19 protein-coding genes and 1 pseudogene are annotated in these 16,663 nt (G+C 73.5%); 8 read left to right on the forward strand and 12 right to left on the reverse strand.

Annotated features, from left to right (window positions below; translation table 11 throughout):
* Positions 1-36 precede the first annotated feature (36 nt).
* A complete protein-coding gene (locus QC283_RS28305; protein ID WP_279564539.1) occupies positions 37-1,722 on the reverse strand; it encodes an acyl-CoA dehydrogenase family protein in 1,686 nt (561 codons plus the stop codon).
* A gap of 99 nt (positions 1,723-1,821) precedes the next feature.
* Between QC283_RS28305 and QC283_RS28310 the strand changes: the two genes are divergently transcribed.
* The gene (locus QC283_RS28310; RefSeq protein ID WP_279564540.1) at positions 1,822-2,955 is read left to right on the forward strand and encodes a YihY/virulence factor BrkB family protein; all 1,134 of its coding nucleotides are present in this window, start codon (positions 1,822-1,824) and stop codon (positions 2,953-2,955) included.
* A 16-nt stretch (positions 2,956-2,971) separates the two neighbouring features.
* Here QC283_RS28310 and QC283_RS28315 read toward each other — a convergent pair whose 3' ends face one another.
* Positions 2,972-3,862 carry an NmrA family NAD(P)-binding protein gene (locus tag QC283_RS28315; RefSeq protein ID WP_279564541.1) on the reverse strand — a complete coding sequence of 297 codons (891 nt, stop codon included), beginning with the start codon at positions 3,860-3,862 and terminating at the stop codon, positions 2,972-2,974.
* Between the two features lie 82 nt (positions 3,863-3,944).
* On the opposite strand from QC283_RS28315, the gene QC283_RS28320 reads away from it, so the two are divergent.
* Entirely contained in the window at positions 3,945-4,880 is a 936-nt protein-coding gene (locus QC283_RS28320) for an AraC family transcriptional regulator (protein WP_279564542.1), read from the forward strand.
* A 10-nt stretch (positions 4,881-4,890) separates the two neighbouring features.
* Positions 4,891-5,580 (forward strand): helix-turn-helix transcriptional regulator, encoded by a 690-nt coding sequence (locus tag QC283_RS28325; protein ID WP_279564543.1) that lies wholly within the window; start codon positions 4,891-4,893, stop codon positions 5,578-5,580.
* Here QC283_RS28325 and QC283_RS28330 read toward each other — a convergent pair.
* Positions 5,560-5,964 (reverse strand): VOC family protein, encoded by a 405-nt coding sequence (locus QC283_RS28330; protein WP_279564544.1) that lies wholly within the window; start codon positions 5,962-5,964, stop codon positions 5,560-5,562. The genes QC283_RS28325 and QC283_RS28330 overlap by 21 nt on opposite strands.
* Before the next feature lie 94 nt (positions 5,965-6,058).
* Between QC283_RS28330 and QC283_RS28335 the strand changes: the two genes are divergently transcribed.
* The 3 genes from QC283_RS28335 to QC283_RS28345 are packed head-to-tail and all read left to right on the forward strand — an operon-like array spanning position 6,059 to position 8,394.
* On the forward strand, positions 6,059-6,733 hold the full coding sequence (locus QC283_RS28335) for a hypothetical protein (protein WP_279564545.1): 675 nt from the start codon (positions 6,059-6,061) through the stop codon (positions 6,731-6,733).
* Between the two features lie 25 nt (positions 6,734-6,758).
* The gene (locus QC283_RS28340) at positions 6,759-7,427 is read left to right on the forward strand and encodes a ThuA domain-containing protein (protein ID WP_279564546.1); all 669 of its coding nucleotides are present in this window, start codon (positions 6,759-6,761) and stop codon (positions 7,425-7,427) included.
* A gap of 43 nt (positions 7,428-7,470) precedes the next feature.
* Complete coding sequence (locus QC283_RS28345; RefSeq protein ID WP_279564547.1) at positions 7,471-8,394, forward strand: aminoglycoside 3'-phosphotransferase/choline kinase family protein; 924 nt, start codon at positions 7,471-7,473, stop codon at positions 8,392-8,394.
* A gap of 34 nt (positions 8,395-8,428) precedes the next feature.
* On the opposite strand, the gene QC283_RS28350 is transcribed toward QC283_RS28345, so the two are convergent.
* The 5 genes from QC283_RS28350 to QC283_RS28370 all read right to left on the reverse strand — a co-directional run bounded on the left by QC283_RS28350 (position 8,429) and on the right by QC283_RS28370 (position 11,587).
* Positions 8,429-9,280, reverse strand: coding sequence for an ABC transporter permease (locus tag QC283_RS28350; protein ID WP_279564631.1), 852 nt, complete (start codon positions 9,278-9,280; stop codon positions 8,429-8,431).
* Positions 9,281-9,348: 68 nt separating this feature from the next.
* A complete protein-coding gene (locus tag QC283_RS28355; protein ID WP_279564548.1) occupies positions 9,349-10,263 on the reverse strand; it encodes an ABC transporter ATP-binding protein in 915 nt (304 codons plus the stop codon).
* Positions 10,260-10,613 (reverse strand): transcriptional regulator, encoded by a 354-nt coding sequence (locus QC283_RS28360; protein WP_279564549.1) that lies wholly within the window; start codon positions 10,611-10,613, stop codon positions 10,260-10,262. The genes QC283_RS28355 and QC283_RS28360 overlap by 4 nt, the downstream gene beginning before the upstream one ends.
* Positions 10,610-11,116 (reverse strand): hypothetical protein, encoded by a 507-nt coding sequence (locus QC283_RS28365; protein ID WP_279564550.1) that lies wholly within the window; start codon positions 11,114-11,116, stop codon positions 10,610-10,612. The genes QC283_RS28360 and QC283_RS28365 overlap by 4 nt, the downstream gene beginning before the upstream one ends.
* Positions 11,117-11,233: 117 nt before the next feature.
* Positions 11,234-11,587: an STAS domain-containing protein gene (locus QC283_RS28370; protein WP_279564551.1), complete on the reverse strand. Its 354-nt coding sequence runs from the start codon at positions 11,585-11,587 to the stop codon at positions 11,234-11,236.
* 155 nt (positions 11,588-11,742) lie between these two features.
* On the opposite strand from QC283_RS28370, the gene QC283_RS28375 reads away from it, so the two are divergent.
* A complete protein-coding gene (locus QC283_RS28375) occupies positions 11,743-13,242 on the forward strand; it encodes a carboxylesterase/lipase family protein (RefSeq protein WP_279564552.1) in 1,500 nt (499 codons plus the stop codon).
* On the opposite strand, the gene QC283_RS28380 is transcribed toward QC283_RS28375, so the two are convergent.
* The gene (locus tag QC283_RS28380) at positions 13,199-13,306 is read right to left on the reverse strand and encodes a DUF397 domain-containing protein (RefSeq protein WP_279564553.1); all 108 of its coding nucleotides are present in this window, start codon (positions 13,304-13,306) and stop codon (positions 13,199-13,201) included. The two genes, QC283_RS28375 and QC283_RS28380, sit on opposite strands and share 44 nt — an antisense overlap.
* Here QC283_RS28380 and QC283_RS28385 point away from each other — a divergent pair.
* Positions 13,291-13,713: pseudogene (locus tag QC283_RS28385) on the forward strand (ATP-binding protein); the annotation flags it as partial. The gene QC283_RS28380 and the pseudogene QC283_RS28385 overlap by 16 nt on opposite strands.
* 26 nt (positions 13,714-13,739) lie before the next feature.
* Here the strand turns inward: QC283_RS28385 and QC283_RS28390 are convergent.
* Genes QC283_RS28390 through QC283_RS28400 form a run of 3 tightly spaced genes read right to left on the reverse strand, consistent with a single transcriptional unit; the run spans position 13,740 to position 16,653 of the window.
* Positions 13,740-14,315, reverse strand: coding sequence for a hypothetical protein (locus QC283_RS28390; protein WP_279564555.1), 576 nt, complete (start codon positions 14,313-14,315; stop codon positions 13,740-13,742).
* Complete coding sequence (locus QC283_RS28395) at positions 14,312-15,646, reverse strand: DUF58 domain-containing protein (RefSeq protein WP_279564556.1); 1,335 nt, start codon at positions 15,644-15,646, stop codon at positions 14,312-14,314. Before QC283_RS28395 ends, QC283_RS28390 begins: the two co-directional genes overlap by 4 nt.
* Positions 15,643-16,653 carry an AAA family ATPase gene (locus tag QC283_RS28400; protein WP_279564557.1) on the reverse strand — a complete coding sequence of 337 codons (1,011 nt, stop codon included), beginning with the start codon at positions 16,651-16,653 and terminating at the stop codon, positions 15,643-15,645. Before QC283_RS28400 ends, QC283_RS28395 begins: the two co-directional genes overlap by 4 nt.
* Positions 16,654-16,663: the final 10 nt, after the last annotated feature.

A 16,663-nucleotide genomic window follows, 5' to 3' on the forward strand; every position in this document is an offset into this window, starting at 1 on the left:
GTCGGCGCAGCACCACCCCCGCGCCACCCGACGGGATCAGGCCACGGCCACCGGACGGGCCCGCTCCACCACGGACGCCAGGTCCAGCGTGGGCGGCAGCGTGCCGAAGGCCGCGCCCCCGTCACCGCCCAGCCGCGCGGCGCAGAACGCGTCGGCGACCTCCGGCGGCGCGAACCGGACCAGCAGCGAGCCCTGGAGCACCAGCGCGAGGCGCTCCACCAGCCGCCGCGCCCGCCCCTCGGCGGCCTCCAGATCGGCCAGCTCCGTCAGCAGGCCCCTGATGGCCGCGTCCAGCCGGTGATCGGCGCCGCGTGCCAGGCCCACCTCCGTCAGATACGCGTCCATCGCGAGCGGCTCCCGCCCGAGCGCCCGCAGCACGTCCAGCGCCTGCACGTTGCCGGCGCCCTCCCAGATCGAGTTCAGCGGCGACTCGCGCACCAGCCGGGGCATCCCCGACTCCTCGACGTAACCGTTGCCGCCCAGGCACTCGGCGGCCTCCACCGCGAGGGGCGCACACCGCTTGGTCACCCAGTACTTGGCCGCCGGCACCGCGATCCGCAGCAGCGCCCGCTCCCGCTCGTCGCCGCCTTCGCCGTGGGCGGCGTCGTAGGCCGCCGCCAGCCGCAGCGCGAGCGTGGTGGCCGCCTCCGACTCGATCGCGAGGTCCGCGAGGACGTTGCGCATCAGCGGCTGGTCGACCAGCTTCGCGCCGAAGGCCTCCCGGTACGCGCAGTGGTGCACCGCCTGCGCCACAGCCTGCCGCATCAGGCCCGCCGAACCCAGCACGCAGTCGAGCCGGGTCGCCGCCACCATGTCGATGATGGTGCGCACCCCGCGCCCCTCCTCGCCGACCCGGCGCGCCCAGGTCCCGGCGAACTCGACCTCGGCGGAGGCGTTGGACCGGTTGCCCAGCTTGTCCTTCAGCCGCTGGATCAGGAACACGTTGCGGGTACCGTCCGCCAGCACGCGCGGCACCAGGAAGCAGGTCAGCCCTCCCCCGTTGCCTTCGGCACGGGCGGTACCCCCAGGGGCCCGGGCCAGCACCAGGAACCCGTCCGACATCGGCGCCGAGCAGAACCACTTGTGCCCGGTCAGCTCGTACGTGCCGTCCTCGGCCAGCGGGCGCGCCGAGGTGGTGTTCGCCCGTACGTCGCTGCCGCCCTGCTTCTCCGTCATGCCCATCCCGAACAGCGCGCCGGCCTTCAGCTGGGCCGGCCGCAGCTCCCGGTCGTACACCCGGGAGGTCAGCCGGGGCTCCCACTCGGCGGCGAGCTCCGGGTCGGCGCGCAGGGCCGGCACGGCCGCGTGGGTCATCGACAGCGGGCAGCCGTTGCCCGCCTCCGCCTGGGTCCACATGAGGAAACCGGCGGCGCGCCGCACATGGCCGCCCGGCCGGGACCAGGCCGCGGTCAGGCCCGCCGACACCCCTTTGCCGAGCAGCCGGTGCCAGGCGGGGTGGAAGCCGACCTCGTCGACGCGGTGGCCGTAGCGGTCGTGGGTGCGCAGGACCGGCGGGTTCTCGTTGGCCAGCGCGCCCCACTCCTGGACCTGGGCCGACCCGCAGCCGCGGCCCAGCCCCGACAGCTCCGCCATCGCCTCCTCGCGCAGCTCCGGTGCCAGATGCCGCTCGACCGCGGCCGTCAGGGCCCGGTCGGCGGTGAAGACGTCGTAGCCGACCAGCGGCGGGGCCTGATTCGTCACGGTGTGGGTACTGCCTGCCATGCCCGTGAACCTACCGTGTCGGGCACCGCCGGGGGGCCGGCACGGTGCGGAGGGCGTCCGCGGATGAGTGCGACCCTCCGCGGCGGATACCTTTAGGTCGTGCAGCCAGCAAGTGAATCCCCCGAACGGCCCTCCGGCCGGCTCCATCGTGCCCGGGTTCTGTACCGGAACGTATCCAAACGCAGGACCACCTGGCTGCTGCTCAAGGACACGGTCAACTCGTGCATGGAGTACCGCATCCTCGGCCTGGCCGCCGAGGCCGCGTTCTTCACGCTGCTGTCGGTGCCTCCGCTGCTGCTGAGCGTCATCGGCCTGCTCGGCTACGTCGACCTGTGGATCGGCGCCGACACCACCGAGAGCCTGCGCACCAGCATCCTGGACGCCTCCCGCGCGGTGCTCTCCGAGAAGGGCGTCGAACAGATCACCGAGCCGATCCTGGACGACGTCATGAAGGGCGGCCGGCCCGACGTCATCTCCCTCGGCTTCCTGTTCGCCCTGTGGTCGGGCTCCCGCGCGGTGAACGTCTTCATCGACACCATCACCGTCATGTACGGCCTCGACGGCGTCCGGGGGATCGTCAAGACCCGCCTGATGGCGTTCCTGCTGTTCCTCGTGGCGCTGCTGATCGGGTCCATCGCGCTGCCGCTGATGGTGGCCGGCCCGGACGTCGTGGTCGGGATCGTGCCGTGGTCCACGACGGTCGTCCAGGTGCTGTACTGGCCGGTCGTCATCATCCTGTCCGTCGCCTTCCTGACCACGCTGTACCACGTCTCCGTGCCCGTGCGCTCCCCGTGGATCGAGGACGTGCCCGGCGCGCTGGTCGCCCTCGCGATGTGGGTGCTCGGCAGCTTCCTGCTGCGCATCTATCTCACCAACACCGTCGAGGGCCCCACCATCTACGGCTCGCTCGCCGCGCCCGTCGCCGTGCTGCTGTGGATCGGCGTGTCCGCGTTCGCGGTGCTGGTCGGGGCCGCGGTCAACGCGGCCATCGACCGGGTCTGGCCGGCCGCCGCCACCGCCGCGGCCCGCGAGGCCAACGAGCGGCTGCGGCAGGCCCAGGTCGCCGAGTACGTGGCCCGCTCCGCCGCGAACGGCGAGGCGGACCCCGACATGCCCTCCGAGTTCCCGGAACGCTGGTCCCGCTTCCTGCCCCCGGAGGACGTCACGTCCCGCCTGCGCACCCAGGTGAAGAACCACCCGCCCGTGAACCACGACAAGCCGGAGGCCTCGTAACCGGCCGGCCAGGCCCCTAGGACCGGTCGGACGCCCCCGCGGCCCACGCCCCCGCCGCCGCGCCCTCCCGTACGAAGTCCCCGAAGTCCCTCGGCGCACGGCCCAGCACCTGCCGGACCCCGTCCGACAGACGGGCGTTGCGGCCGTCGAGCAGGTCGCCGAACAGCTCCACGAGGAACGCGACCTCCTCCTCCGGCACCCCGAAGCCGGCCAGGTTCTCCCCGTACTCGCGAGGCGACACGGCCCGGTACGTCAGCGGGCGGCCCGTCTCCCTCGCGATCTCGGCGACCGCCTCCCCGAAGGTCAGCAGCCGAGGCCCCGAGACCTCCAGCACCCGCCCGGCGTACCGGTCGCCGGAGGTCAGCGCGGCCACCACCACGTCCGCGACGTCCCGCAGGTCCACGAACGGCTCCCGCGCCCGGTCACCGGCCGGGAACACCAGCTCCCCGCGCTGCCGCAGCTCCTCCACCAGCGGCCCCTCGCTGAAGTTCTGCGCGAACCAGGCGGCCCGTACGACCGTCCAGTCCATGCCCGCCCCGGCCAGCGCCTCCTCGGTGGGCCGCGCCTGCTCCTCGCCCCGCGCCGACAGCAGCACCAGCCGCCGTACGCCGCACCCGGCCGCCTCCCGCGCGAGCGCCCCGACCGCCTCGGCGGCGTCGGGGGCGCCGACATCGGTCGGGTAGGCCAGGTAGGCCGCGTCGGCGCCGCGCAGGACGTCCGCCCAGGTCGAGGGGGACCGCCAGTCGAAGCCGGTCGCCCGGGACGCCGCCCGCACCGTCAGCCCGGCCGCCCGCGCCGCCTCGGCCACCCGCCGCCCGGTACGACCGGACGCCCCCGTCACCACGACCGTCATGTCCCCGTGTCCCCGCATGTCCCCGTGCGCCCTCATGTCCGCCATGTCTGTCATGGCTCCAGTCAACCGCCGGCCGCCCTACGCGCCCATCGCCGAACGACTCGCCGGCATACGCCTACGTCTACGCTGTGGCGCCATGGACGCACTCGCCAGTCTGCTGGAGGGGCCCCGCGCCCGGGGCGCGTTCATGATCCGCGCCTGTTTCGACCCGCCGTGGGCCGTGCGGGTCGAGGACCGGGCGCCGCTGACGGTGATGCTCATGGTCCGCGGCGACGCCTGGATCGTCCCGGACACCGGGGAGCGGCTGCGGCTGAGCGCCGGCGACCTCGCCATCGCGCGGGGTCCCGACCCGTACACCTGCGCCGACGACCCCGCCACCCCGCCGCAGGCGGTGATCCTGCCGGGCGGCGAGTGCCACTACCCCGACGGACGCCCCCTGGGCGGCTCGATGGACCTCGGTGTGCGCACCTGGGGCGGGCGGACCGACGGCGGCGCGGTGCTGCTGATCGGCACCTACCTGGTGCGCGGCGAGATCGGCGGCCGGCTGCTGGACGCCCTGCCGCCGCTGCTGTCCCTCCCCTCCGACGGGTGGGACACCCCGCTGACACCCCTGCTGATGACGGAGGTCACGCGAGACGAACCGGGTCAGGAGGTCGTCCTGGACCGGCTCCTGGACCTGCTGGTCATCACCGCGCTGCGCGCCTGGTTCGCCGGCCCGCGGGCCGAGCCGCCCGCCTGGTACCGGGCCCTGGGCGACCCGGTCGTCGGCCGGGCGCTGCGGCTGCTCCAGGACGACCCGGCCCACCCCTGGACGGTGGCCTCGCTCGCCGCGAAGGCCGGGGTCTCCCGCGCCGCGCTCGCCCGGCGCTTCACCGGCCTGGTGGGCGAACCTCCCATGGCCTACCTCACCGGCTGGCGCCTCGCCGTCGCCGCGGACCGGCTGCGCGACACCGACGACACCCTCGGCGCCATCGCCCGCCAGGTCGGCTACGGCAGCGCGTTCGCCCTGTCCACGGCCTTCAAACGGGTGTACGGCGTCAGCCCGCAGGAGTACCGCAAGGCGTCGGCGTAGCCTGGCATCCGTGTACGCGGAACGGGCGTCCCGGCTGACCGGCGCGGTGGTGTGGACCAACACCCCGACCGCGCCCGGCACGGGCCGGGTCCTGCCCGACGGCTGCATGGACCTGCTCTGGTACGACGGCCGCCTGCTGGTCGCCGGCCCCGACACCCGCGCACACGTCACCGAGGGCGCCCCCGGTCCCTGGACGGGCGTCCGCTTCTACCCCGGCACCGCGCCCGCCCTCCTCGGCGTCCCCGCCCACGAACTGCGCGACCGGCGCGTCGACCTCACCGACCTCTGGCCGGCCGACCGGGTACGGCGCCTGGCCGCGCGGGTGACCGCGGCCCCCGACCCGGCGAGCGGCCTGGAGGAGGCGGCGCTGTCCCGGGCGGCCGAGACCGAGCCCCCCGACCCGCTGCTGCGCCGGATCGTGGCCGCCCTGGACGCGGGCCGCCCGGTCGCCGCCACCGCCGACGGACTCGGCGTCAGCGCACGCCAGTTGCACCGCCGTTCACTGGCCGCGTTCGGCTACGGTCCCAAGACCCTGGCCCGCGTACTGCGCCTCCAGCGAGCCCTGGACCTGGCCCGCGCCGGCACGCCCCTCGCCGAGACGGCCGCCCGGTCCGGTTACGCGGACCAGGCCCATCTGACCCGGGACGTGCGGGAGTTGGCGGGCGTGGCGCCCGGGGAACTACTGGGCCGACGCGGTTAGCGGCGCGAACAGGTCCACCCCGTGGCCGTCCGGGTCGTTCACGACGGCGTACCGCTGCCCCCAGACGGCGTCCCAGGGCTTGAGCTCGCCGTGGCACCCGGCGCCGGTCAGCTCCTCGTAGAGCGCGTCCACCTCCGCTGGGCTGTCGCACAGCAGCGCGAGCGAGTGCCGCCCGCCACCGGCCGGCGGCTGCCATCCCGGGTGGAAGGAACGGACGGACTCCTCGGTGTCGAGCAGCAGCCGGATTCCGCCCGGCAACTCGGCCTCGGCGTGCGGCCGGCCCCCGGCGTCCTCGGGGAACGCGAAACCGAGCCGGCGGTAGAAGGTCACGGACGCGGCCATGTCGGAGACGACGAGGCCGATGGCGTTGAATCGTGCGGTCATGGGGCCACCGTAGGCGGGGCGCGCGGGCGCGCTCTTGAAGGAATCGGACACGGAACGACTCCGCTGTGGAACACCTGTGCGGCAGGATGGGCGTATGAATCGTCGCGCGCGCGTCCTGCCGCTGTTGCTGACCCCGCTGCTGCTCACCGCGTGCGGTACGGGGGACCCGGCCGAAGACCCGGACGCCGTCGACGCCACCGCCGTCGCGGACGCCAGCGCATCCGCCAGGGCCGACGCGGCTCCCCTCGCCCCCGACGAACTCGAGAAGCGGGCGAAGGCGATGGGGGCCTTGCCCGAGTTGGTCTACGTCACCAGGATCCCCGGTTTCACCCTGGCCCAGCAGTCCGTCGGCGTGCTCGGCGACGACGGTTTCTCCGCCGCCTACACGGACGGCTCGGGAGCCGTGGTCCACATCATGATCGAGCGGGGCTCGATGACCGAGGAGACCTGCCGCAGCCAACCGGTCGGCGACATCAGCGGCGAATCGACCACGTGCGAGCCCGACGCCGAGACCTTCTACCGCACGGGCGGCGGTCGGCACGAGTACGCCCTGCCGAAGAACGGGCATGTGGTGAAGGTGTCCGCCGAGGCGGACGACGTGTCGCGCGAGGTCCTGCGCGACGCCGCCGTGTCCGTCCACCGGCCCGACGCCGCCGAGGCCGCGGCCACCCTGCCCTCACCGAAGCCCGTCACCACACCCGTGGAACGCGGCGACCTGCCCCCGTTCGGTGACGGCGCCCCCGACAACAGCGTGGGCATAGGCGGCTGACCGTCCACGGCGAAGGGCGATGCTCATGGTTCCCCGGCTTCTCCTCTACACCCGCACCACCGGCTACCGGCACGACTCGATCCCGGCGGGGATCGCGGCGCTGCACACGCTCGGCGACTTCACGGTGGAGGCCACCGAGGAACCGCCGGCCTTCGAACGGCCCCTCGACCCGTACGCCGCCGTCGTCTTCCTCTCCACCAGCGGCGAGGTGCTCACCCCGGCCGGCCGCGCCCGGCTCGCCGCGTACGTCGAGGCGGGCGGGGGTTTCGTCGGCGTGCACGCGGCGGCCTGCACCGAGGACGACTGGCCGTACTACGGCGAACTGCTCGGCGCCCGCTTCGAGCGCCACCCCGCTCACCAGCCGGGCCGGGTGGTCGTCGAGGACCACGACCACCCGGCGACCCGGGACCTGCCCGCCGTCTGGGAGTTCACCGACGAGTGGTACGACTTCCGCACCAACCCACGGGGCGCGGTCCGTGTCCTCGCCCGCGCCGACGAGTCGTCGTACGAGGGCGGCAGGATGGGCGACGACCATCCGCTGGTCTGGTGCCGCGAACAGGGCGCCGGCCGCGTCTTCTACACGGCCCTCGGCCACGCCGCCGACGCCTACACCGACCCCGACTTCCGCGCTCATCTGCGGGGCGGCATCACCTGGGCGGCGCGGCCGGCCGGGGTACAGCGGCGTGAGCCGTGAAATCCCGTTGCTCACGGCCATCCGGTGATCTACGGTCCCGATCATGCTGCCCATAGTGGAAACGGACGAGGAGTGGGACGCGATCGTCCCCGACGAGACGGTGATGCGCCCGGGAGCGGAGGATCTCTGTGCGCGACTCGGCCTCGCCGGCGCACCGCTGACTCGTTTCCCCGACGGCTCGCAGCCGGTCTACGCGGTGGGGGAGGAGCACGTGCTCAAGCTGTTCCCCAAAGCAGCCGCCCAGGACGGCGTCGCCGAAGGCCGCGTCCTCTCCCACATCGACGGGCGGCTGCCGGTACCGACACCGAGGGTGCGTGACTTCGGTCCGTACGAGAACGGCTGGCAGTACGTCCTGATGTCCCGGTTGCGCGGTGAGAACCTGGCCCGTTCCTGGGGGAGCGTGGCGCGGGCCGACCGGGAGCGGCTCGTCACCGAGGTCGGTGAGGCCCTCGCGGTCCTGCACTCGCTCGACTCCGCCCCCCTCGGGGACGTCCTCGGACCGGGAGACTGGGGTGCCTTCCTGGACCGTCAGGCAGACGGTGCCGTGGAACAGCAGCGCGGACACGGACTGTCGGCCGCCTGGCTGGAGCAAATACCGGACTTCATCGCGGCGGCCGCCCTGCAGCGCACTCCGTCCCCCTCCCTGCTGCACACCGAGGTCATGCAGCAGCACTTCCTGGTCGACCCCGACGGATGGCGCCTGACCGGGCTCTTCGACTTCGAGCCGGCCATGATCGGTGACCGCGCGTACGACTTCGTGGGCGTCGGCCTGTTCGTCACCCGCGGCGATCCACACCTGCTGGCCCGGCTCGCCAAGGCCTACGGCCGGACCTTCGAACCGTCCGAACTGCTCGCGTACACGTTGCTGCACGTGTACAGCAACCTTCCCTGGTACATGAGGGAACTGGGCGCGCCTGCCGAAGGCACGCTGTCCGCGCTCGCGGAGGCGTGGTTCGGTAGGGAGTGACGCCGCTACGGGCGACGGGCGCGGGCGCGATCTCCTACGCGGGCATCGCCCCGCTCTGGGCCGCCTTGCGGTGGCGGGCGGTCATGCGGGAGCCGGACTCGCGACGGGCGGCGCGGCGCAGGAGGGGGATCGCGAGGAGGAATCCGAGGACGGTCCAGGCGGTCAGTACCAGCGCGACCATGGGCAGTTCCCAGGCTCCGGCCACCTCGGCGGCCTGCGCGGAGTCCGGCAGCAGCGCCGAACGCAGGCCCTGTGCCATCCACTTGAGCGGGAAGACGGAGGCCACCTGCTGGACCGGCACGGGCATGGAGGTGATCGGGATCACCGCTCCGGAGGTGAACAGCAGCCCCATCGCGGGAAGCATGATCAACGCCAGTGCCTCGCGCGGGTTGGGCAGCACGGCGCCGATGGCCGCGCCCAGCGGCACGACGGCGAGCAGCCCGAGCATGGTGACCCACAGCAGCGTCAGCCAGTCGCCCGGCCCGGACGGCAGCGGGCCGTTCACCAGCAGTGCCGAGGTCGCGAGAAGCAGGACCAGGGTGCCGACCGCCGTGCCGACCACCAGCAGGCACTTGGCTATGAGGTACGCCGGTATCCCACCGGGTGTCGCGCGCAGCCGCAGCAGGGCGCCCTCCTCCCGCTCGGTCACCAGCATCTGCGGGAGGTTGATCAGCCCGATCTGGAACAGCAGGTAGGCGGCGAAGCCCGCGAGCACGAGATGGGCCATCGGGGTGTCGGTGCCTGGCACGTCGTCGCTCATGTAGCCGGCGATCACCAGGGCGACGACCACGTTGCTCAGATGGCCGAACAACTCTTTCGGGGTGCGGAGGAGCTGCCGCAGCTCGATGCCGCCGCGCAGGAAGCCGGCCCGCCAGTGCCTCTTCATCATGTGTGTTCCGTGTGGTCGGGGTGCTCGGGGCGTTTGGGGTGCTCGGGGTGTTTCGAGTGTTTCCCTCATGCGGCCTGCGCCTTCCTGTCCACGGCCTCGTCCGTGTCGTCGGACTCCCGGTGCACCATGTGCAGGTAGGTGTCCTCCAGCGTCGGGCGGCGGACCTCCAGGTCGGCGATCGGGCCGTCCGCGTCCCGGTGGAGTTCCCAGACCAGCTGTGAGGGGTCCGCCGTGCGTTCGCGGCGGGATGTGCCGTCGTCGGCCGTCCAGCGGACCTCGGCCTGGGCGGCGGCTCCCCGGGCCAGTTCCGACGGGGTGCCGCAGGCCCGGATGCGGCCGCCGACCAGCATGGCGATCCGGTCGGCGAGCCGCTCGGCCTCCACCAGGTCGTGTGTGGTGAGCAGGACGGTGACGCCTTCGTCGCGGGCCAGCCGTTCGACCAGGAGGTGGAACTCGCGCCGCGCCTCGGGGTCGAAGCCGGTGGTCGGCTCGTCCAGGAAGAGGAGTTCGGGGCGGCCGACGATGCCGAGCGCCACGTCCAGCCGCCGGCGCTGACCGCCGGAGAGCCGGTTCACCTGCCGGCCGGCCTGCTCGGTGAGGCCGACGAGGGCCAGCAGCTCGTCCGGGTCGCGCGGGTCCGGGTAGTACGTCGTGAAATGAGTCAGAAGCTCGGCGACCCGCCAGCGCGGGTGGTCGCGCCAGGACTGCAGGACCAGGCCGATGCGGCCGCGCCAGGCGTCGTCGCCCCGCTCCGGGTCCGCGCCGAGGACGGTGACCTCTCCGGAGGAGCGCTGCCGGAAGCCCTCCAGGATCTCGACGGTGGTGGTCTTGCCGGCGCCGTTGGGTCCGAGCAGGGCGAGGACCTCGCCCCGGTGGATGTCCAGGTCGATGCCGTGGAGGACGTCGACGTCGCCGTACGCCATCGTCAGGTCGCGTATCCGGATCACCGGTCGGGCGGTCGGGTGCTCGTGCCGCGTCATCGTCCTGCCTTCGAGGGTTGCTGCTGCCGTGGTGCCAACTCGGTCGCCGTCGCCGCCGGACCGGCGCCCTCGACGATCGCCCGGAGCGCCGCCACGTGCCCTTCGAAGGCGGTGCGGCCGCGGTCCGTCAGCCGTACCCTCGTGCGCCTCTTGCGGCCGCCGCCCTCCTTGCGGATCTCCAGGTACTCGGCCTCTTCCAAGGTGTGCAGCTGTTTGGAGAGTGCGGAGTCGCTGAGTGAGAGGCTGTCGCGGATGAACGCGAAGTCCGCCCATTCGGTGGCGGCGAGCAGCGAGACCACCGACAGCCGGGTGGCGGGATGGATCAGCTCGTCGAAGCCGGTGGGGATCACCGGTTCGCCTCCTCGCGGGCCGTCCGCGCACCGCGGCCGCGCAACGCGCCGGTCGACCAGCGGGTCGTCGTCCCGACGCACGCGATGTACACGGCCGCCGAGACCGTGGCCTGGATGAGACTGGCCGACATGGGATCCAGCGACTCGAGCAGGTGGCCGGAGAGCACGATCGTCGTGCCGGTCACCACCATCCCCGCGACGAACGAGGCGAGCATGCGCCAGTCGGCGTGGGAGTGGTGCAGTCGCATCCGGCTCCTGCGGTTGTATCTCACGGCCAGTGCGCTCAGCAGCGTGACGTAGGCGGCGAGGGCCAGCCAGACGCCCCACCGGGGCAGGTCCAGGCCCAGTGCGGCCAGGAAGACCCACATGATCGCGGCCGTGGTGTAGGTCGCGCCGGGGCCGTTGACCCCGGACCGTTCGAACTCGTCGAACACCCGCTCCTGCGGAACCCGGATCCGCTGAAGATCCCGCCACGCCTGTTCGGCGTCCACCGGTGAGCTCACGGCCACCGCCTCCCCGTTCCCTTTTTCACGCACGCTCGACTTTCCTGATGGGAAAGTTACCTTTGACTTTCCTGTCAGGCAAGTAGGCGGGGAGAGGCGGGGCGGCGGCCCGGCCGGTCAGTCCTCGAAGGTGGCGACCGTTTCGAGGCCGGCGTGCCGCAGGGTCCGGTGAACGGCCGGGTGGGACCCGCGGACGGTGATGGCGGCCGGATCCGGGGCCCGCGTGACCGCCCGTAGCAGCGCGTAGGCGCAGGCCAGGTCGATGTGGTGCAGGTCGCTCATCTCAAGGGTCCAGGCGCCGGGCTGCCGCAGACGCTCGTCGAGGAGGAGTTCCTCCAGTACGCGAAGCGCGGGGGCGTCCAGGTCGCCGGAGAAGGCCAGCACGGCGTGCTGCCCGTCGGCCTCGGCGATCGTCACGGGTGGGGACTGGCTCGGGGAGTGGTGGCTCGGGCGATGAGGGTCGACGGTCACGACGGCCTCCTCGTCAGCGCGTAGCGGGCGTGCGTGGCTTCCATTGTCCCCCAGCGGCGCCGAGCGGGAGGTCCGGAATAGTTCCGTTCGCCGGGACGCTGTGAGATGAGCAGTGCGGCAGGGCATCAGTGCGGCGAAGGGCTGGTGAGCGGGTGATGGCGGACACGAACCCCGTGGTCAGGACGCCGCACGGGGCGGTACGCGGCAGGTACGAGCACGGAGTCGCCGTGTTTCGGGGTGTCCCGTACGCGGCTCCTCCCTTCGGCCCTCTGCGGTTCCGCCCGCCCGTGCCGCCCGAGCCCTGGGGCGGCGTGCGCGACGCGGGCTGTTTCGGCCCCACGGCGCCGAAACCGCCGTACTCCGACGCCTTCGCCCAGTACCTCTCCGACCCGGCGATCCCCGGCGACGACTGCCTCAACCTCAACGTGTGGACCCCCGAGCCGGGCCCCGGCGCCCGGCTGCCCGTCCTGGTCTGGCTGCACGGCGGCGCGCTGACCAGGGGCTCCTCCGCCGTACCCGTCTACGACGGCCGCACCTTCGCCCGGGACGGCGTGGTCTGCGTGTCGATCAACTACCGGCTGGGCATCGAAGGCTACGGACTGTTCCCGGACACCCCCGCCAACGCCGGCCTGCGTGACCAGCTCGCCGCCCTGACCTGGGTGCACGAGTCGATCTCCGCCTTCGGTGGTGACCCCGACCGGGTCACCGTCGCCGGTCAGTCCGCCGGAGCCATCAGCACCGGCGCCCTCCTCGCCGCTCCCCGGGCCCAGGGCCTGTTCCGGCGGGCCGTGCTGCAGAGCGGCGCGCCGGAGGCCTCCGACCGCGACAAGGTACGGCGGATGGTCCGCCGCATCGCCTCCCGCCTGAGGATCCCCGCCACCGCCGAGGCCTTCGCCGCCGCCGACCGGGACCAGCTGCTTCGCGCCCAGGCCGACGTGGGCAGGCTCAGCAGCCCCGTACTCGGCGGCCCCGCCTTCGGCATCGTCGTCGATGGCGACGTACTCCCGCGCGACCCGCTGGAGGCGCTCGTAGAGGGCGGGGCCGCGCCCGGCGTCGACCTGATGATGGGCTGGACCCGGGACGAGTACCGGCTCTGGCTGGTACCCGGCGGACTCCTCGAACGCGTCGACCGGCTCGGCGCCGTCGCCCTGGCCGGTGCGCGCGCCCGCGTCCACTGCGGCAACGAGGTCGTACGCGGCTACCGCGCCCTGCGGCCCGACGTCGGTGCCGCCGAGACCGTCGGCCAACTGGTCACCGACCACATGCTCCGCATCCCGATGCACCGCCTGGCCGACGCGCGGCCGGGCTCGTCCCACGTCTACGAGTTCGCCTGGCCGTCCCGGCTGCCCGACCTGGGCGCCTGCCACGCCCTGGAGCTGGGCTTCGTCTTCGACTCTGGGGACACGCCCGACTCCCGCAGACTCGCGGGCGAGGGTGCCCCGCAGGAGCTGGCCGACGCGATGCACGGGGCGTGGGTACGGTTCGCGGAGTCCGGCGACCCGGGCTGGACGGCGTGGGACGCCACGCACCCCGTGCGCGTCTTCGGCGACGGCGCGGCGCGTACGGAGTACGGCCCGCGCGATGCCGAGTTCGACCTGTGGAAGGCCGACGTCACCACGCGAGGAACGCGGTCCAGGCGGCTGGTTCGACGGTGATGTGGGGGGCGGTGGGGTTGGTGGTCTTGGAGTCGCGGATGTGGATGGTCCGTGCCCGCCGCACGGGCGTTCGCGCGGGAGGCGCTCGCCGAGTGGGGCATGCGTGAGCGCGCGGACGACGTGGAGCTGTGCGTCAGCGAACTGGCGACCAACGCCCTGGTACATGGCGTACCGTCCGGCCGGGGCTTTCTGCTGCGGCTGCTTCCGTACGGCGACGGCGACGGCGTACGCGTGGAGGTGCACGACAGTGGGGACGGCGTCCCGGCGGTGCCGCAGGCGGACGTACGGGAGCCGAGGGAGGGCGGGCGCGGGCTGTTGCTCGTGTCGGAGCTGGCGGACAAGTGGGGCGTGGAGGAACGGGCCCCCGGCAAGATCGTGTGGTGTGAGCTGGGTGTCGCTCGGGGTGCGGGGGAGGCGGCCGTGGGGGTGGCGCGCTTCCCCGCCGGTATCGTGCTCCCGAGGCCCGAGTGATGACGGGCGCCGCGCGGCGCCTTCGGCTATCCGTCGTCCCGCCGCAGTCGCGCGACCGTCACCCCGCCACCGACCGCCACCAGGCCCACGACCACCCCGGCGGCGATAACCCGGCCCGTCATGGACCCGGGCCCGGTCACCGGGACCACCGCGGCGACCGCCACCAGGCCGGCCCCCGCACAGGCCGCGACCGCCTCCGCCCACGCGCGCGCGGCCCCGCGGCCCCACCGCCACGGCCACGTCTCGCTCGTCACCAGGTAGGCGACCAGCAGCCCGACCACGCAGGCCCCTTCCCACCGGGCCGGATCGCCGGTCGACGCGATCATCACCACGCCACCCGCCAGCACCGTCGTCCGGTGTCGCAGCAGGCGGTGGGACCATCGCGTGGACTCCAGTGACGGCCGCCGGTCCAGCGCCGGAGCCGCCCATACGGCGAAGACCACCGCGCAGCCGAGGGCGAGCGCACCCCGTGTGCCGCTCACCGTCGTCCACGGACGCCACGCCGTCACGACGGCCGCCGCTCCCAGCACCCGCACCGGCAGGGTGCCGGCCCAGTAGAACAGGTACTCCCGGAGGCCGACCCGGGCATTCAGTACCGTCATCCAGCGCGCCCCCTTCCGCCGACACGCCCCGACAGCAGGGGCGCCAAGGCCAGATCCAACGACTCACCCGCTCCGTGCCGCAGCACCGGCACCCCGCTGTCGCGCAGGGCGAAGCGCATCGCGTCCCGCTCCGCGCGCCACAGCCGGAGCCCCAACTCGCCCGCCACGTCACCCGGTTCGACTCGCGGGTCGCCACTCGGGATCTCCACGACGACGGGGCGGCGCCCCCGGGCCTGGAGGTCCCGCAGCACCTTCAGCACCCGTGCGTCGCTGAGCGGGGTGAACACGTACACGAGTGCGCCCTCCGGGAGCGCGGGCGGCGGCAGCCGCTCGAGGCCGGGGGCGTCGAACCGCCGGTCCTTGCGGACGTCGAGGACGCTCTCCACGATGCGGTAGAACGCCGCGTCACCGGTGCCCGGCGCCAGCCAGCGCGTGGTGCCCCCGGTCGAGACGACCCCCACCCGGTCGTGGGTGCGCAGATAGGCCCGGGTGAGCCCGGTGGCGGCGCGCACCGTCTCGTCCAGGGACGACACCCCGGTCACCGGGTCGACGACGTCCCCGAACGCGTCGATCAGCATCACCGTGTCGGCGGCCCGCTCGGCCGCGAACCGGTGCAGCTGAACGGCTCCGCGCCGGGTCGTCGACGGCCAGTGGATGCGCCGCTGCCGTTCCCCAGGCACCCAGGGGCCCACTCCGATGACCTCGACCCCCTCTCCGGCCTGCGGTGAGGCGTGCTCGCCGAGCCGCTGCGGCAGCCGTGCCGGGATCGGCGTGAACCGTGACTGCGCGGCGTGCGGGAACACGGCCACCTCGGCCGCCTCCACGCGCACGGTGCGACGCACGGTGCCTCCGGCGTCGTACACGTCGAGGTCCACAGGTCCGAGCGACCAGCGTCCCCAGTGCAGCGCGGTGTGGCGCAGCGTCACCGTGGACGGGCCGACGACGACCTCGTCGAGCCGCAGGCCGGGGCCGAGCGTGACACCGGGGTCGAGGCGGACGGCGTCGCCGTCGTGGGCCACCGAGATGCGGAGGGTGACGGTGTCGCCCTCGAAGCAGCGGCCCGGTTCGACGCTCGCCGACGTCTCGACGCGCCGTGGGTGGGCCCGGGGCAGCGCCAGTGCGAGCAGTACCAGCGGTGCCGCCGCGAGTGCCAGGAGCCATGCCCGCCCGGTGAGCAGCGCGGCGGACAGTGCGATGACTGCGACGGTCAGCAGGCGCAGCGTCCGCTCGCCCGGACGCGGCCCGCCGGGCGGCGGGGGCGGTGCCTGCGCCGGGGCGGTGCGCCCTTCCAGGGCGCGGACCACACCCGCGTCCGGCGGCGGTGCGGTCATGACGAGGCGTTGGTGACGGCGGCGGCCGTACGCCGGGTCGCCGGCGTGCCGACACTGCCGACGATCTCGCGCAGCACGTCGTCCGTGGACACCTCGCGCACCCACAACTCCGGCCGCAGCGACACCCGGTGGGCCAGCGCGGGCACCGCGAGGGACTTGACGTCCTCCGGGACGACGTAGTCACGGCCGTCCAGCACGGCGCGGGCCCGCGCGAGCTGGACCAGGGCGAGTCCGCCGCGCGGCGAGGCGCCGATGCTGATCTGGGGATGGCCGCGGGTCGCGCCGACCAGCGCGACGGCGTACTCCAGCAGGTCGTCGTCGATCTCCACACGCTCGACCACGGCCCGCCACGCCACGACGTCGGCAGGCCCTGCGAGCCGGTCGAGCACGGCCTCGGGCGCGGCCCGGTCGATCCGGGCCCGTAGCATCGCCAGTTCCTCACGGGCGGTCAGATAACCCATCCGCACGCGCAGCTGGAACCGGTCGAGCTGTGCCTCGGGCAAGGAGTAGGTGCCCTCGTACTCCACCGGGTTGGCGGTCGCGATCACCAGGAACGGGTCGGCGAGCGGCCGGGTCTCGCCGTCCACGGTCACCTGCGACTCCGCCATCGCCTCCAGCAGCGCGGCCTGTGTCTTGGGCGGCGTCCGGTTGATCTCGTCGGCGAGCAGGAGGTGGGTGAAGACCGGGCCGGGGTGGAACACCATCTCACCGGTGCGCTGGTCGTACAGAGGCGTTCCGGTGACGTCGGAGGGCAGCAGGTCGGGCGTGAACTGGATCCGGCGGAAGTCCAGACCGAGCGTGGTGGCGAAGGACCGCGCGAGGAGGGTCTTGCCGAGCCCCGGCAGGTCCTCGACGAGGACGTGGCCGCCGGCCAGCACACCCAGCATCACCAGCTCCAGGGCGTCCGGCTTGCCGACGACGGCACGGCCTATCTCGCGCAGTACGGCGCCGGCCTCCTCGCCGACCTGCTCGGCGGTGCGAAGCCCGGGCGTGGGGTCAGTCGTCACGTGGCTGTTC

The organism is Streptomyces sp. DH41, from assembly GCF_029813785.1.
Lineage (GTDB): Bacteria > Actinomycetota > Actinomycetes > Streptomycetales > Streptomycetaceae > Streptomyces.

Coding starts and splice junctions, on each gene's coding strand:
- QC283_RS28375 (WP_279564552.1), top strand. CDS start 11,743: ATGGCGGACACGAACCCCGTGGTCAGGACGCCGCACGGGGCGGTACGC.
- QC283_RS28355 (WP_279564548.1), bottom strand. CDS start 10,263: ATGACGCGGCACGAGCACCCGACCGCCCGACCGGTGATCCGGATACGC.
- QC283_RS28345 (WP_279564547.1), top strand. CDS start 7,471: ATGCTGCCCATAGTGGAAACGGACGAGGAGTGGGACGCGATCGTCCCC.
- QC283_RS28390 (WP_279564555.1), bottom strand. CDS start 14,315: ATGACGGTACTGAATGCCCGGGTCGGCCTCCGGGAGTACCTGTTCTAC.
- QC283_RS28305 (WP_279564539.1), bottom strand. CDS start 1,722: ATGGCAGGCAGTACCCACACCGTGACGAATCAGGCCCCGCCGCTGGTC.
- QC283_RS28330 (WP_279564544.1), bottom strand. CDS start 5,964: ATGACCGCACGATTCAACGCCATCGGCCTCGTCGTCTCCGACATGGCC.
- QC283_RS28395 (WP_279564556.1), bottom strand. CDS start 15,646: ATGACCGCACCGCCGCCGGACGCGGGTGTGGTCCGCGCCCTGGAAGGG.
- QC283_RS28320 (WP_279564542.1), top strand. CDS start 3,945: ATGGACGCACTCGCCAGTCTGCTGGAGGGGCCCCGCGCCCGGGGCGCG.
- QC283_RS28340 (WP_279564546.1), top strand. CDS start 6,759: ATGGTTCCCCGGCTTCTCCTCTACACCCGCACCACCGGCTACCGGCAC.
- QC283_RS28350 (WP_279564631.1), bottom strand. CDS start 9,280: ATGAAGAGGCACTGGCGGGCCGGCTTCCTGCGCGGCGGCATCGAGCTG.
- QC283_RS28335 (WP_279564545.1), top strand. CDS start 6,059: ATGAATCGTCGCGCGCGCGTCCTGCCGCTGTTGCTGACCCCGCTGCTG.
- QC283_RS28315 (WP_279564541.1), bottom strand. CDS start 3,862: ATGACAGACATGGCGGACATGAGGGCGCACGGGGACATGCGGGGACAC.